The sequence below is a fragment of the Novosphingobium malaysiense genome, assembly GCF_000802225.1.
Taxonomy (GTDB): Bacteria; Pseudomonadota; Alphaproteobacteria; order Sphingomonadales; family Sphingomonadaceae; genus Novosphingobium; species Novosphingobium malaysiense.
Genome location: NZ_JTDI01000003.1, coordinates 1,309,152 through 1,323,771, shown reverse-complemented (window position 1 = coordinate 1,323,771; position 14,620 = coordinate 1,309,152). Strand labels below are relative to the sequence as shown.

Here is a 14,620-nt window from a genome sequence, read left to right as displayed (position 1 = left end):
GGCTTTTCCGCGCTCCCCAGCCGGTGGCCGCTCCGTCGCGGGGCCTCGCGAAGGTTCTTCCCCCATGGCCTTCGCGGCCCCGCGACACCCTTTCGAGCAGGACAGGACAAGCGACGTGACCGACCTCAACGTCATCGACGGCTTCCTTGCAGCCTTCATCGCCTACATCGACAGTGGCTTCGGTCTCCTGGGCGGGGACGTCAGGTTCCTGACGAGCGTGCTCATCGGAATCGACATCACCCTTGCCGGGCTGTTCTGGGCGATGGGCGGCGAGGACGACGTCCTTGCCCGGTTCATCAGGAAGGTCCTCTACGTCGGCGCCTTCGCGCTGATCCTGAACCGGTTCCAGACGCTGTCCGGGATCATCTTCCGCTCGTTTGCCGGGCTTGGCCTGACGGCAGGGGGAAGCGCGATCACGGCCGATGACCTGCTGCGGCCGGGCAAGCTCGCGGCAACCGGCTTCACCGCGGCCTGGCCGCTCCTGCAGCAGGCTTCGGACCTCGTGGGGCCGGTTGGCTTCTTCGAGAACTTCGTCCAGATCGCGGTACTGGTGATCGCCTGGATCGTCGTCATCGTCGCCTTCTTCATTCTCGCGGTCCAGCTCTTCGTCACCATCCTCGAGTTCAAGCTCACGAGCCTTGCCGGCTTCGTGCTCGTGCCATTCGCGCTGTGGAACCGGTCCGCGTTCCTTGCCGAGCGCGTGCTGGGCTCGGTGATCACGTCCGGCATCAAGGTCATGGTGCTCGCGGTCATCGTCGGCATCGGCTCGAACTACTTCGACCAGTTCACGAGCGCGATCGACGCCAATGGCCCCGATATCAACCAGGCCGTCTCGCTGATGCTGGCAAGCCTTGCGCTCTTCGGTCTCGGCATATTCGGCCCGAGCATCGCGTCGGGCTTGGTCGCAGGCGCCCCGCAGCTCGGCGCGGGTTCAGCCATGGCCTCGAGCGCGCTTGCCGCCGGTGGGATAGCCATGGGCGGTGCCGGAGCGATCTCGGCAGCGCGCAGCATGGTGTCGGGTGGCCTCGGAGCAGTCCGTGCCGGTACGGCCATGGGTTCCGCCGCATCGGCCGCCTACTCGCTTGGTCAGGAGACCGCGGGATTATCGAGCCTTCGCGCGGGTCTCGGGGGAATGGCAAGCACCGCGAAGAGCGCTGCTGCGTCGCGCATCCGCTCGGGACTTGGTCTTGGCGCTGCCGCCGAGGCCGGGCGCCAGGCCGCATGGCGGGCAGGGGACGTCGCAAGAGCATCGCAGGCCGAATCTCCGCAAGCAGCCTCCGCCGATGCCGCGCCAGCGTGGGCGCGCAAGCTCCAGGCTGCGCAGACGGCAAGTCACCGTCGCCAGGCCGCGATCCACACCCTGCGCGACGGTGAACGCGGCGGGGCCTCCGCCAACCCCGACATCCAGGAAAGGGAGTAATTGCCATGCGATTCAAGCGTGCCACCCAGCGTTACGGGCGAACACCCGAGCCGGTCACGCCTTATCAACGCGCCGGGCAGCTCTGGGACGAACGTATCGGCTCGGCCCGTGTCCAGGCGCAGAGTTGGCGTCTCATGGCCTTCGGTACGTTGATGCTGGCGGGCGGGCTTTCGGCAGCGCTTGTCTGGCAATCGCTGCAAAGCCGGATCGTTCCCTACGTGGTCGAGGTGGACAAGCTAGGCGAGGCAAGGGCGGTCGCGCCTGCCGATGTTGTGCATGATCCCAGTGATCCGCAGATCGCCTGGTTCCTCTCGCGCTTCATCGCCGACATTCGCTCCCGGTCGCTCGACCCGGTGCTGATGCGCGAGAACTGGCTTCAGGCCTACGATTTCGTGGGCCGCAAGGGCGCTGTCTTTCTGGGCGACTATGCCCGCGCGTCAGATCCCTTCGCCAGGGTCGGGGACGAGACGGTTTCGGTGCAGGTCACGAGCGTCGTGCGGGCTTCCGACGAATCGTTTCAGGTCAAGTGGACCGAACGCGCCTACGCCCGCGGCAGCCTCGCCGACACGACGCACTGGACCGCGATCCTGACTGTCGCGGTCAGGCCACCGCGCACGGCCGAGATCCTCCGGAAGAACCCGCTGGGTCTCTACGTCGAGGCCATCGACTGGAGCCGTGAGCTCGATGATGCCGCAACGGGCGGACCCGCTTCGAAGTCCGAGTTGGCGACCGGTTCGCCGGGAATGCACGGCGCTGCCGCCCGCCCGGAGCCGTCGTTGCCCGGTTCCGGCCACTCCGCCCCCGCCATTCCCTCATCCCCGGAAAGGAACGTCCCATGACCCGAATTGTACCCATGCCCCGAATGGTCTTCGCGGCGCTCGGTTTCGTGGTGCTCGCGGCTCCCGCCATCGCGCATGGCAGCGCTGCGAACACGTCGTCCGCGCGCGTCGCCATCGCCAACCACAAGGCCCTGCGCGAACCCACGAATGCAGGGTTCCTGGGAGCCGTCCAGGTCTATGCCTACGAGGACGGCGCCACCTACCGCCTCTTTGCCGCACCTGAACGTGTCACCGACATCGCGCTGGAGCCCGGCGAAACCATCACTTCGGTTGCCGCGGGTGACACGGTTCGCTGGACCGTGGGCGACACGACCAGCGGCAGCGGGGAAGGGCTGCGCGTCCATATCCTCGTGAAACCCTTCTCGGCCGGATTGCACACCAATCTCGTCATCACGACGGACAAGCGGGCCTATCACCTTGAACTCACCAGCAACGCGGCAGCCGCCATGACCGCCTTGTCCTGGACGTACCCCCGCAAAGCGCTGCTTCTCCTGCAACGCAAGCAGGAGGCAGCTGCGGCGGCAGCGCCGGTCGCGGCGGGGATCATGATGGCCAATCTCCACTTCGACTACGCCATAAGTGGCGACAAGCCTGACTGGCGTCCATTGCGCGCCTTCGATGACGGGCGGCAGACCTACATCGAGTTTCCGGCGAGCCTGCCCATGGGCGAGGCACCGCCGCTCTTTGTCGTCGGTTCCAAAGGGGAAGCCGAACTCGTCAATTACCGCCAGTCGGGACGCTTCTATGTCGTCGACCGGCTGTTCGGTGCCGCCGAACTGCGTCTTGGCGGAAAGCGGCAGGAGGTCGTGCGCATCGCGCGCGTCGATCCCAGGACGCATCGCCGGGGGAGGGGATCGTGACCGAACAGACCCCATCATCGCAGGAGACCGCTCCAACCCCAGCAAAGGCCGATCCGGAAACGCTGGTGCTGCGTGGCACGCCGCAACGGGTTGTGCGGTTCCGCCGCGAAATCATCATTGGCGGTGCCGCGCTGGGATCTCTCGTCATTTCGGGAACGGCCTGGCGGGCGTTGAGGTCGCCGCATCCCGGGATCTTCGCGCAGGACAGCGACAAGGTCGAAGCCGCGTCCCCGCCCGAGGAAGTGAACAATGCGCCGAGCACCTATGGAGACGGGCCCAAGCTTGGCGCACCGCTTCCCGGTGACCTTGGCGGTCCCATCCTTGAGCACGAGCGATCGCTTGGTGCCATGCAGCGCCCCCCCGCCGATCCCGTCCGGGATCAGGCGGCGCAGCGTGCGGAAGCCGAGCATGAGCGCATCGCCGCCCAGCGCAAGGCCGCACGCGAAGCGGGCGTAATGATACAGCTGGGGCAAGGCGCTCAGCCGCCCGCGGCGGCGCCGGCCACGACCGCCGTTGCCGAGCCGGCCTATGCGGATGGCAGTGCCGGGGCGATCCCGGTTGCCGGTCCTGAAAGCGATCCCAACGGCCAGGCGCACAAGGCCGCGTTTCTCGCCCAGGACAATGCCGGGAGCGACGTCAGCGCCTTCCGGCTCACGCCAGCCCCTTCGCCCTACACGCTGAGTGCCGGCAGCGTGATCGCTGCCAGTCTCATTACCGGCCTCGATTCCGATCTTCCGGGACTGGTGACGGCCCAGGTTACCCAGAACGTCTACGACAGCCTGACCGGCCGCATCCTCCTCATCCCGCAAGGCTCGCGCCTGATCGGGCGCTATGACAGCGTGGTTGCCTTCGGGCAGCAACGGGCCCTTGTCGCCTGGGAGAGGATCATCCTTCCTGACGGTTCCTCGATCCGGCTCGACGATCTGCCGGCGAGCGATCCCGAGGGTTATTCCGGGCTCGCGGACAAGAACGATCGTCACAGCTGGCAATTGCTGAAAGGCGCCGTGCTTTCGACGCTGCTGGGGGTTGGGACGCAGCTCTCGCTCAACAATGAAAGCGATCTCGTCCGGGCCATCCGTCAGTCCGCCCAGCAGAGCGGAGCAAATGCCGGCGATCAGTTGGTGTCGAAGTCGCTCGGTATCCAGCCCACGATCAGGGTGCGACCCGGTTGGCCGCTCAGGGTCGTGGTCCACAAGGACATCGTACTGCGGCCCTGGCATCCAGCGGGAGGTTGAGCATGGCCGATATCAAGCTTTCGAAGCTGCCGGATCGTACGCCGGTGAAGCTGACAGTCAGCATCAGTCCCGATCTCAACGCGGCTCTCGCGCACTACGCTGCCTTCTACCGGGCCGCTTACGAAGCCGAGGAAAGCGTCGGTGATCTCGTTCCGGCGATGGTCGCGGCCTTCCTCGAGAGTGACAAGGCCTTTGCCAGGTGGTGCCGCGAGGCGGCTGACCGAAATGTCTAGCCGGCCGGATCGAGGCGCGGATTCCCGTCGGGACCCGCGCCGCGATCTCATTACGGTCGAGGAGTTCGCGCGGCTCGCTTGCCTGTCGAGGCGCCAGATCGACAGGCTGCGCAAGTGCCGGCCTTCAGGTTTCCCGCGTGAATACGAGCTTGGCAGCGGGCTGAGCAAGTACCGCAGTTGTCCGCGTTTCCGGCTTGCCGATGTGAACCGATGGCTGGATACCCGAGCCTTGTGGTAGCGTCACAGTAACCGATGTCCTGGTGTGTCCGCTTGCCTGCGAGGCCTGCGGGACACCCAGTGCCATGGCTACGCCGGCGCGCCTGGCGATGCGGGCGATCTCCTGTTCCCACTTGAGGAACCAGGCGCGCTTCTCCTCTTCGAGGCCGTAGAGATCGTAGGTTCGCTCGAGCCCCTTCTTCATGTGGTTGAGCATGGCCTCTGCCGTTTCGAAGTCGACCTTGAGTCGCTTGGTGTTCGAGCGGGCGGTCCTCCTGAAATCATGGGGCGTGAAGCGGGCGATGGGATGGCCTGCAAGGGCTTCCATGCGGGCGCGAACCCGGTCCCGGGACGTGTACCAGACCGAGTTGTTGCGCGGTCCATCGATTTTTTCGGCTGGAAAGACCCATTCATTGTCGCTTTGCATCAGCGAACGGCCCCATGGGCCCAGTGCAATTGAGTGCTCAACGGAGTTTTTCACGCGCGCGCTCGGAATGGTCCACACGCCATCGACGATTTCCTCGCTACGAGCTTGCGCGACTTCGGAAATGCGCGCGGCTGTAAGCAGCCACAGCAGCATGCCGCGTTGAAAGTGGCGCGGCTCGTCGACGAGAGCCTTGAGAAACCACTCGATCTCGGCAAGGTTCAGTTGGCGCGTGCGGGGTGTTTCCGGGTAGCGCAGATCTCCGAGGCGGCGGGACGGATCCACTTCGAGCCCGACCTCCTGACCGCGCAAGGAAGCCGCCCAGCCGAAGAAGACCTTCAGTTCGGCAGCCAGCCGGTTGGCACGGACTTTTGCAGTCTTGCCCTTGGTCTGCACGAGTTGGACCAGATCCGCTTCTGTCACGTCGTAGATGATCCGGTCACCGAGCTTGGGCTTGATGTCGCGCTGGTAGATTTCCAGTTTCTCGCTGATCGTCCGGGGCTTGTTCGGCCGCTTGGCGCGCGAGGATCGGCCCTCGTGCACGGCTTCCATGTAAAGTCCGTGCGCTTTCGCGACGGTCATCGAGTTGTGTCGCTGTTCCTCGCGCAGGACCTCGCGCGGATCGATTCCCGCTTCAACCTGTTCGTTAAGGCCTCGAGCCCATTCGCGGGCCTGGGTGATCGTCTGTGCCGGAAACAAGCCTCCGAACAGCGTAGCCACTTTTTTGGCGCCTGCGACTTGGCGACGATATCGCCAGCGCTTCTTCCCACTGCCAAGAACATCAATGACGAGACCGGGTGTCAGAAGATCTGCCAGGGATCCCGTCTGAAGAGCGTCGATCGACGCCGGTGTGAGTGTAACCTTGCTTGCCATAACCGACTCCTGTCGGCTCCCGGCACAGATAAAATCATGGCAGAAATCATGGCAGAATAGCTGTCCAACTGAGGCTAGCTAAGGCTAGCCCAGTCGAACTGTCCCAATGCCATGATGCTGCGTAAGTCACTGTGTGAAAGCCGAATCTTGAGAGACTCGGTTGGCTGGGGCGGCAGGATTCGAACCTGCGCATGCCGGTACCAAAAACCGGTGCCTTACCGCTTGGCTACGCCCCAACTGTCGGTCGCCGATCCGGCGGCCGAGGAGAGGCGTCGCGCTTAGCGGCTAATGGCGACGCTGAAAAGGGTCTTGAAGCAAGTTTTCAGCGCCGCAGGCCCGGCCGGCATTCAGGCGTTCATGACGGCGTCGATGTCAGCGGCGGTGTGGCGTTCGGGCGTGAAACCCTCGGAACTGCGGTTGACTTTCGATCCGCGCTGAACGGCCTTGCGGACATCGATCAGATCGACCCAGCGTCCGAGATTCTCGTAGCTCGCCAAATCGAGGAACGTCGCCGCGTCTTCATAAGCTTCGCCTTTCACCAGACGCGAGAACCAGGCCCAGGCGGCGATGTCCGCAATGGTATATTCCTCGCCGGCGAGGTAGCGGCTCTCGGCGAGCCGGCGGTCGGCGACATCGAGGATTCGCTTCGTTTCCATGGCATAGCGGTTGATCGGATATTCGTATTTTTGCGGCGCATAAGCATAGAAATGGCCGAATCCGCCGCCGATCATCGGTGCGGAAGCCATCTGCCACATTAGCCAGGAAATGCACTCGGCGCGCGGTCCCGGCTCGGTAGGCAGCAGCATGCCGAACTTTTCGGCGAGGTACATCAGGATCGCGCCGGATTCGAAGACGCGGATCGGCTCGGAACCGGAGCAGTCGAGAAGGGCGGGGATCTTCGAGTTCGGGTTTACGGACACGAAGCCCGACGAGAACTGGTCGCCATCGGCAATCGAGATCAGCCAGGCATCATATTCGGCGCCGGCGTGCCCCGCCTCGAGCAGCTCCTCGAGCATGATCGTGACCTTCTGGCCATTGGGCGTACCCAGCGAATAGAGCTGCAGCGGGTGGTCGCCCCGCGGCAGGTCCTTTTCGTGGGTGGGGCCCGCGATCGGCCGGTTGATCTTGGCCCATTCGCCGCCGTTTTCCGCATCCCAGGTCCAGACTTTGGGTGGCGTGTAAGTGGGATCGGACATTGGGGGCTCCTTTGCTTGCAGTCGCCAAGAGGTAGGGGCGCCGAGCGCAGGAACAAGCGCCGAGTGGTCTGCAGGGCACGTTGTCTGGACAATCGATCAACCGGCGAAGATTGACAGTCGCGCGCAAACCGCCTGCATTTTCACTCAAAGCGAGAGTTGAAACGGGAGAGAACACGCCATGGACGCCAGGACCGCCGCGCCGCCGCCGACCGCTCCACTGGGCAACCGCACTGTCGAGACGATCCGCGGGCAATATCACAAGTTCATGCTCATCCCGATGATAGACCACCACGCCACGTGGTTCGAGGCTGGGCCAGTCTCCATCGCGGTCGAGGCGCGGGCGCTGGGCGACAGTCCGGAGCGCATGGTGCGCGGCCCCAGCATTCACGTGTTCAATGCCGCGCGCAGCGAGGAGTACATTCGTTTCGATGTGTTCGGAAAGGTCTTGCACTATCACTACATTCTCAACGACGTGCACCATAACATCCTGTGGGGTTACGATCCGGACGTGAACGGGCCAATGATTCCCTGGGCTTGCGCGGCCCTGCGAGACCGGCTTCCGGTGATGCTGCGGCGGGCCGGAGAACAGGCGCTGGCCTGCGAGGTGGAGGAGCAGGGCTGGGATACTTCCGTGCTGGAGGGGGTGGCGCAGGCGGCCACGGCAGCGCTTGCGCCGCGCGAGGACGACATGGTGCGCGCCAAGGAGGGCATGGACTGGATGTACGAATGGAAACGGATCCATCCGCAGTTCAACACCGTGGAAGAAGGGGAATACTGACCCTCGACGGCGGTTCGCGGAGACCCTTGCCCGAGGCCGGGCACGTCCCCATGGTGGCGATGACGAAGCTGACAGGGACGACATGGCAGAACCACAAGGGGAGGCGGCTGGACGCCACGCTACCGAGCAAAAACGTGCGCGGCGGCGCAACAAGGCTTTCGATGAGACCCATACGTCCCTGATCGAGACAGCCGTGCGGCTGGTTTCGGAAAAAGGCGTGGAAGCGCTCTCTCTGTCCGAGGTGGCGCGCGACGCCGGCGTAAACCGGACAACGCTCTATTATCACTTCGAAAGCCGCGAAGCGCTTGTCGAGGCGGTGCGGGAATGGTCCGCCCGGCAACTGGCGGCCGCCTTTGCTCCGGTCAGTTCGGTCGAGGAACGCACGCGTTATATCGCCCGTTTCGTCATCGAAAATCCCGAAGTGATCGATCTGTGGACGGCCGACTTCCTTGCGCCGGGCAAGATTGCCGATCGGTACCCCGAATGGGACGGACTGGTCGCGTCGATGACCGAGCGATTTGGAAGGACCCCCAAGACAGCCGACATCGATCCCGAGGTCTACTGTACGCTCATGCTGACCTGGGCGATGCTGGGGCCGCGCGTCTATCGCAACTCGGTACGACCGGATCTGTCGGACGACGAGGCGATCGAACGGGTGACGAAGACGCAGGTGAGCATGCTGCGGCTGCACGGGATCGAGCCGGATTAGTTTTTACAACAGGGGTGTTGTAAAAACTGCCAAACGGGTCTATTTGATTTCTCGAAGCCCGGACTCGTGTGGAGAGTGCGGGCGGGAGAGATCGCCATGAATTCACCCACCCCTGCATTCGTTCCTGTCGGTCAGGATGAACTCGACTGGTTGGGCACCGATCCGGTCCCGGCGAAGCCCTATTACGAGCCCGAATGGTTCGAGCTCGAACGCGAGGCGGTGTTTCGCCGAAGCTGGCAGCAGATCGGCCATGTTTGCGAATTGCCGGAGAGCGGGAGCTTCATTCGCCGTGAGCTGGAAGTGCTGGGCGCTTCGCTGCTGATCACGCGCGGAAAGGATGGCGAGATCCGCGCCTTCCACAATGTCTGCACTCACCGCGGCACGATTCTGGTCGATGAGGATGCGGGCAAGCGCAATAACTTCAGCTGTCCCTACCACATGTGGACTTTCGGGCTGGACGGCGGCCTCATTTCCGCGCCGGATTTCGAATCCTTCCACGTGAGCAAGGCTGAATGCGCACTGCCGCAGGTGGTCTGCGAAGTGGTGGGTGGCCTGATCTTCGTCCACCTGGGAAAGCCCGAGAGCTCTCTACGCGAGTGGCTCGGCCCCTACGCCGCGAAGCTGGAGATGATGCCGGTCGCACGGGCGACCACCTTCTCCGAATACGTCTACGATATCGATGCAAACTGGAAGCTGACGTATGACAACTTCCAGGAGAACTACCATCTCCGTTTTATCCACCCGTCGGCCGCGGGCCCGGTAACGAGTCCCGAGAATCCCTTCGCCTATCCGGCTGCCTATGATTTCCATGGGCCGCACCGCTCGCAGCGGATCTGGACCAAGCCCGACATGGACCCGCCTACGGGCGTGCAAGCCATCGCCTTTCAGCGCGGTGCGGTCCAGGCAATGGCCGACGGCATTCTGGGAACGGAGACGGCCAAGGATTATCTGGGGCTGTTTCCGAACTTCTTCCTGTTCGGATCGCCGATGCAGCACTTCTCGCACACGGTCTATCCGATCGCGGTGAACAAGTCGCGCGGGGTGATCCGGCTCTACTGGATCGGCGAGGACGAGACGCCCAGCGAACGGTTCGCCCGCGAATACTTCATGGCGACGGCGCGTGACGTCCATACCGAGGACCGAGCGGTGATCGAGCGCGGTCAAAAGGGGCTGGCGAGCGGCGCGATCAAGCACATTCATTTCCAGACGCAGGAATCGCTGTGTCGCCATCTGTTCAACACGGTAAACGAGAAAGTGGCGGCCTATCGGGGCGAACTGCAGGCGCAAGGAGCTGCAGCATGACCGGGCAGAGATTGCTTCCCGAAGGCTTTGCATCGCTGGAGCCGTTCGTCGCGGGATGGGCATTGCCCGGCTCGGCCGCCCGTGCGGGCCGTCGGGGCAATTCCACGCCGGAGGAGCGTGAGGCGTTCTATTCGGCAGTCGCCGGCGATCTGCCGCGTGCTCTCGATTATCTCGACGAAAAAGGATTCGCCGCGTTCGATGCCGCAGACGAGCGCTTGATGAACATGATGCTCTGCCTCGGCCATGTCGCGCTCGCGGTCGAGCAGCAGAAGGATGCGGAACCTCGCCACACGCGCGACCGTGCGCACATGCACATCACGCGCACGCCGGCTGGCGCCTGAGCGGAACTCGACGAGACCTCCGCACCGCGGCGTCTGCGCTGTAAGCCGCTTGGTCCCGCCGCCGTGCCGGCAGGGCCGGGCCGGCTTGCGGGCCGTCAAGCGATCGTGTGGATCCAGCCGTGGGTGTCGTCGGCTTCGCCGCGCTGGATCGCCACCAGACGGTTCTTCAGCTTCTGGGTCAGTTGTCCCGGACCGCCCGACCCGATCGTGAATTCGCCGTCACGGCCGGCGACTCTGCCGACCGGTGTCACGACGGCAGCCGTGCCGCAGGCGAACGTCTCGACGAGCTTGCCCGAAGCGGCATCCTCGCGCCACTGGTCGAGGCTGTAGCGGCCTTCGACCACGTTAAGTCCTTCCTCGCGGGCCAGCGTCAACAGGCTGTCGCGGGTGATGCCGGCCAGGATCGTGCCAGTGAGGGCAGGGGTCAGCAGGGTGCCGTCCTCGAACGCAAAGTACAGGTTCATGCCGCCCAGTTCCTCGATCCACTTGTGCTCTGCGGCGTCGAGGAAAACGACCTGGTCATGCCCTCGGGCAATGGCTTCACCCTGCGGTACAAGGCTGGCCGCGTAGTTGCCCCCACACTTGGCCGCACCGGTCCCGCCCGGAGCGGCACGCGTGTATTCGCTCACCCAGATCGAGACGGCTGGCGCCCCGGACTTGAAGTAGTTGCCCGCCGGACTGGCGATTACGATGAACTTGTAGCTCTTGGCCGGACGCACGCCGAGGAACGCTTCGGTCGCGATCATGAAGGGGCGCAAGTAGAGCGAGGCGCCTTCGGCATCCGGAATCCATGCGCGGTCCATCTGCACCAGGCGTTCGACCGCCTCAACGAACACGTCTTCGGGCAGGGTGGGCATGGCAAGGCGCTCGGCCGAACGGTTGAAACGCGCTGCGTTCGCTTCGGGACGGAACAGCGCAATCGAGCCATCGGCCTGCTTGTAGGCCTTGAGCCCCTCGAAGATTTCCTGTGCGTAGTGCAGCACCGACGCGGCCGGATCGAGCGCGATCGGATGACGCGGGCCTATTTGCGCGTCATGCCAGCCTTGTCCCTCGGTCCACTCGATGGTCACCATGTGATCGGTGAAGTTGGTCCCGAAGCCCGGATTGGCGAGGACGGCTTCGCGCGTCTCGTCGCTGGCAGGGGCGGGATGGGGCAGGGTAGTGAACTTCAGGCCGGCATCGGCGAGACTCGCCATGGAACTCGAATCCTTGCAAGATGGTGACTGCGCGCCGTTGAACGAAAATTACGTAACGCGCAACGGAAAAGTAATTTTACGTCTCGACTGGTTTGTCATAGCACGGTGGCCGATAGGCGCAAATGGGGGGCGGCTCAGCCGCATGTCAGCCCGAAGCCTCGCACGTGGTGGCGTCAGTCTGCGGCCGTATCCGCCGAAGCGGTGCCGATTTCCTGCTCCGTCCCGCCTGGCTCGTCTTGCGGGGGCTCGACGCGTACCTCCACTCTGCGGTTTTTTGCCCGGCCTTCCGGATTGTCGCTGCCGTCGAGATTGCGGTTGGGGGCCACGGGTCGGCTTTCCCCTAGCGGGATGACCGTCATGCGCTCGTCTGCCACGTCTTTGGTCGCGAGGTATTCGCGCACGGCCTCCGCTCTTTCGCGCGAAGCCTTCATGTTGGCCGTATCGGTCCCGCGGGAATCGGTGTGGCCCCAGATGGTGATCGGTCCGCCCGCCTTGAACGTCGCGCTGTGCAGGAGCGCATTGAGGGCAGTGATGCCCTCTTCGTCCGGCTCATCGCTCTTGTCGGCGAAGTGGACAGTGATCTGCTCCGGCTCCAGCGGCGGTGCTTCGGTCGGTGTGGGGCTGACATCGGGCCGGATGATGGACTTTTTCGGCTCTGCGGTGGGACTGGGCTCGACTGGACTTTCCACGACGTCGGGTGTGGCGCTCGCCAGGGCAGTTTCGGTGGCCTGCACGCCGGGGTTCGCTCCCATGTTGCATCCGGCGAGCGGGAGGGCCGCGGCGAACATAGCGGTTTGCGACAACCTGCCGTGTAGCTTGGGCACCCTGATCACGCTTTTGCCTCCTTTTTCTTTCTCGTTGCGGCTGGCTTGCTCGATGTACCATGGCGAGAGGGGCCGTAGGATATCATCACGTCGCCCGGCTGCGGGGTCGGACGGGTAGCATGAGTGAAGAAGCGGATCTTGCCGTCCTTGGACAGCAGAAACAACATGTTGGCTTCGTCCGGCAGCGTCGCTTGCGCATCCTTGAAATCGAACTGGTCGCTGATGCGGGTCTTGCGGAAGGTCCATCCCGCGCGTTCGCGGTCGATGATTTCCTCCACGCCGATGCCCGAGGTGAACACCGCGCGCCCCTGCAGGGCCTCGGGGAGGCTGCGATGGTCCTCGTCATCGCCGGTGCCGCCGAGCTGGTAGACCGAATCCCGGCCGAAGTCCGGCGCGAATTCGTTGCAGACCAGTGCGTTGTAAGCCTCGTTCTGCGATGTCGCGACCAGGACCTGGAACTGCGTGATGTCCAGCCGGTCCTCCGTCGATTCGGCCAGGATCTCGCCGTGATAGGAGGGAATGCCAGCTTGCCGGGGGCCGGACAGGCGTTCCCAACTGGTATCGCAGATCGTCACCGGCAGGTCGAGCGAGCGTACCTGTTCGGCCAGCGCCAGGCTCCATGAATTGCTGCCGACGATCAGGATACCCTTTTTTCGCGCACCGGTGACTTTCAGCCAACGCGCCACGTGACGGATGCTGAACCCGTGTGCGACGATGGTGGCGATCACCACGGCAAACGAGAGCGCGACGAGGATACTGCCGTCCGCATAGCCGAGCAGGTTCAGGCGCAGGGCGAAAAGGCCCGAGATGGCGACGGCAACGACACCGCGTGGCGCGATCCATGCCAGCAGCAGGCGCTCGTTCCACGGGATCTTGCTGAACGCGAGGCTGACCAGGACCGTCGCCGGCCGCACGAGGAACAGCAGGACAACAAGGAACGCCAGGAATCGCCATTCGAACTGGCGCAGCACCTCGAGGTCCAGCGATGCGGAAAGCAATACGAACACGCCGGAGATCAGCAGGACCGTTATGTTCTCCTTGAACGGGTGCACGTCGCGCATGCTATCCATGCGCATGTTGGCAAGGGCGATCCCGGTGACCGTGACAGCGAGCAGCCCCGTTTCCTGCTGGATGAAGTTGGAAAGCACGAAGGTCCCGATCACCGCCACCAGCAGTACCGGAGCCTTGAGGTATTCCGGTACGTGCCCGCGCGGAAAGGCCCAGGCGATGGCCTTTGCAACCGCATAGCCGATCAAGCCGGCAATGAGCGCGGCGCCCAGCAGCGAGACGATCACGGCAAAGAGGGTGCCGCCTTCGTCGGAGCGGCGAAGATATTCGTAGGTGAAGACCGCGCAGAGCGCGCCGATCGGATCGTTGACGATCGCTTCCCACTTGAGAATCGCGCGCGGGCGCGGGGCCACGTTGCTCTGGCGCAGCAGTGGCAGGACGACCGTCGGCCCGGTGACGATGAGGATGCCGGCAAACAGCATGGCCACCGGCCAGACCAGGCCGGCCACGTAATAGCAGGCCACGGCACCGAGTAGCCAGCCGATCGGCACGCCGATGAAAACCAGCCGCCCGACTGCGCCCTCGGTCTTGCGCAGTTCTCGGAAATTGAGATTGAGCCCGCCTTCGAACAGGATCAGGGCGACCGACACCGAAACGATCGGTTCGAGCAAGTCACCGAAGGTTTCCTCCGGCATGATGAGCCCGGTCACGGGGCCGGCGAGAACGCCGGCCGCCAGCATCAGCGCGATGGCCGGCCAACCTGTGCGCCATGCGATCCATTGCGCGCCGATACCGATGATTCCGATTAGCGCAAAGACGAGGGCGTGGTGCTCCATGGGGCCGGCATACTCCACGTAGGGGGCAAAGTTAATCGAGGGAGTTAAACGATCGGAGGGCGGATGGGTTGTCGGCGTCGCGCAAATGAGAAGGGCCGCACCGATCGCTCGGTACGGCCCTTCGCATGGTCAGCGGCCGGGAAGTGCCGCCAGCGAAGCCTTTATCGCGTACTCAGAAAATCAGCGATAATGCTCCGCGACGGAAATTGCCGACCTCTCTGCTGAACCATGAGACATCGGATCACCTCCTTTCGCGCTGTTGAGCCAAGAACGCCGCATTGTGCGACTGGGACTTTGGTCGATCCCGGGCGCGTTTCCCGGGCCCCGCCG

14 protein-coding genes and 1 tRNA gene are annotated in these 14,620 nt (G+C 64.0%); 9 read left to right on the top strand and 6 right to left on the bottom strand.

Annotated elements, in window-relative coordinates; translation table 11 throughout:
- The first annotated feature begins 115 nt into the window (after nucleotides 1–115).
- The 5 genes from trbL to LK12_RS14180 are packed head-to-tail and all read left to right on the top strand — an operon-like array spanning nucleotide 116 to nucleotide 4,587.
- Nucleotides 116–1,420, top strand: a complete 1,305-nt coding sequence (gene trbL / locus LK12_RS14200) for a P-type conjugative transfer protein TrbL (RefSeq protein ID WP_039285421.1) — start codon at nucleotides 116–118, stop codon at nucleotides 1,418–1,420.
- A gap of 5 nt (nucleotides 1,421–1,425) precedes the next feature.
- Complete coding sequence (gene trbF / locus LK12_RS14195; RefSeq protein ID WP_039284898.1) at nucleotides 1,426–2,259, top strand: conjugal transfer protein TrbF; 834 nt, start codon at nucleotides 1,426–1,428, stop codon at nucleotides 2,257–2,259.
- Nucleotides 2,256–3,119, top strand: coding sequence for a P-type conjugative transfer protein TrbG (gene trbG, locus LK12_RS14190; protein WP_231568348.1), 864 nt, complete (start codon nucleotides 2,256–2,258; stop codon nucleotides 3,117–3,119). Before trbF ends, trbG begins: the two co-directional genes overlap by 4 nt.
- The gene (locus LK12_RS14185; RefSeq protein ID WP_039284895.1) at nucleotides 3,116–4,354 is read left to right on the top strand and encodes a TrbI/VirB10 family protein; all 1,239 of its coding nucleotides are present in this window, start codon (nucleotides 3,116–3,118) and stop codon (nucleotides 4,352–4,354) included. Before trbG ends, LK12_RS14185 begins: the two co-directional genes overlap by 4 nt.
- A 2-nt stretch (nucleotides 4,355–4,356) precedes the next feature.
- Nucleotides 4,357–4,587: a DUF2274 domain-containing protein gene (locus LK12_RS14180; RefSeq protein ID WP_039284893.1), complete on the top strand. Its 231-nt coding sequence runs from the start codon at nucleotides 4,357–4,359 to the stop codon at nucleotides 4,585–4,587.
- A gap of 124 nt (nucleotides 4,588–4,711) precedes the next feature.
- On the opposite strand, the gene LK12_RS14175 is transcribed toward LK12_RS14180, so the two are convergent.
- From LK12_RS14175 to yghU, 3 genes are all read right to left on the bottom strand, one after another.
- Entirely contained in the window at nucleotides 4,712–6,100 is a 1,389-nt protein-coding gene (locus LK12_RS14175; RefSeq protein ID WP_039284891.1) for a tyrosine-type recombinase/integrase, read from the bottom strand.
- Nucleotides 6,101–6,261: 161 nt separating this feature from the next.
- Nucleotides 6,262–6,336, bottom strand: a tRNA-Gln gene (locus LK12_RS14170).
- Nucleotides 6,337–6,447: 111 nt separating this feature from the next.
- Nucleotides 6,448–7,296 carry a glutathione-dependent disulfide-bond oxidoreductase gene (gene yghU, locus LK12_RS14165; RefSeq protein WP_039284888.1) on the bottom strand — a complete coding sequence of 283 codons (849 nt, stop codon included), beginning with the start codon at nucleotides 7,294–7,296 and terminating at the stop codon, nucleotides 6,448–6,450.
- Nucleotides 7,297–7,474: 178 nt separating this feature from the next.
- On the opposite strand from yghU, the gene LK12_RS14160 reads away from it, so the two are divergent.
- The 4 genes from LK12_RS14160 (at nucleotide 7,475) to LK12_RS14145 (ending at nucleotide 10,426) form a co-directional block, all read left to right on the top strand.
- Nucleotides 7,475–8,074, top strand: coding sequence for a DUF7700 domain-containing protein (locus tag LK12_RS14160; RefSeq protein WP_039284885.1), 600 nt, complete (start codon nucleotides 7,475–7,477; stop codon nucleotides 8,072–8,074).
- An 82-nt stretch (nucleotides 8,075–8,156) separates the two neighbouring features.
- The gene (locus tag LK12_RS14155; protein ID WP_082010495.1) at nucleotides 8,157–8,783 is read left to right on the top strand and encodes a TetR/AcrR family transcriptional regulator; all 627 of its coding nucleotides are present in this window, start codon (nucleotides 8,157–8,159) and stop codon (nucleotides 8,781–8,783) included.
- 96 nt (nucleotides 8,784–8,879) lie between these two features.
- Nucleotides 8,880–10,085, top strand: coding sequence for an aromatic ring-hydroxylating oxygenase subunit alpha (locus LK12_RS14150; RefSeq protein WP_039284881.1), 1,206 nt, complete (start codon nucleotides 8,880–8,882; stop codon nucleotides 10,083–10,085).
- Nucleotides 10,082–10,426 (top strand): hypothetical protein, encoded by a 345-nt coding sequence (locus LK12_RS14145; RefSeq protein WP_039284879.1) that lies wholly within the window; start codon nucleotides 10,082–10,084, stop codon nucleotides 10,424–10,426. Before LK12_RS14150 ends, LK12_RS14145 begins: the two co-directional genes overlap by 4 nt.
- A gap of 95 nt (nucleotides 10,427–10,521) precedes the next feature.
- Here LK12_RS14145 and LK12_RS14140 read toward each other — a convergent pair whose 3' ends face one another.
- From LK12_RS14140 to LK12_RS14130, 3 genes are all read right to left on the bottom strand, one after another.
- Nucleotides 10,522–11,622 carry a branched-chain amino acid aminotransferase gene (locus tag LK12_RS14140; RefSeq protein ID WP_039284876.1) on the bottom strand — a complete coding sequence of 367 codons (1,101 nt, stop codon included), beginning with the start codon at nucleotides 11,620–11,622 and terminating at the stop codon, nucleotides 10,522–10,524.
- Between the two features lie 173 nt (nucleotides 11,623–11,795).
- A complete protein-coding gene (locus tag LK12_RS14135; protein WP_082010522.1) occupies nucleotides 11,796–12,374 on the bottom strand; it encodes an OmpA family protein in 579 nt (192 codons plus the stop codon).
- A gap of 77 nt (nucleotides 12,375–12,451) precedes the next feature.
- Nucleotides 12,452–14,290, bottom strand: coding sequence for a cation:proton antiporter (locus LK12_RS14130; RefSeq protein ID WP_039284873.1), 1,839 nt, complete (start codon nucleotides 14,288–14,290; stop codon nucleotides 12,452–12,454).
- Between the last annotated feature and the right edge of the window lie 330 nt (nucleotides 14,291–14,620).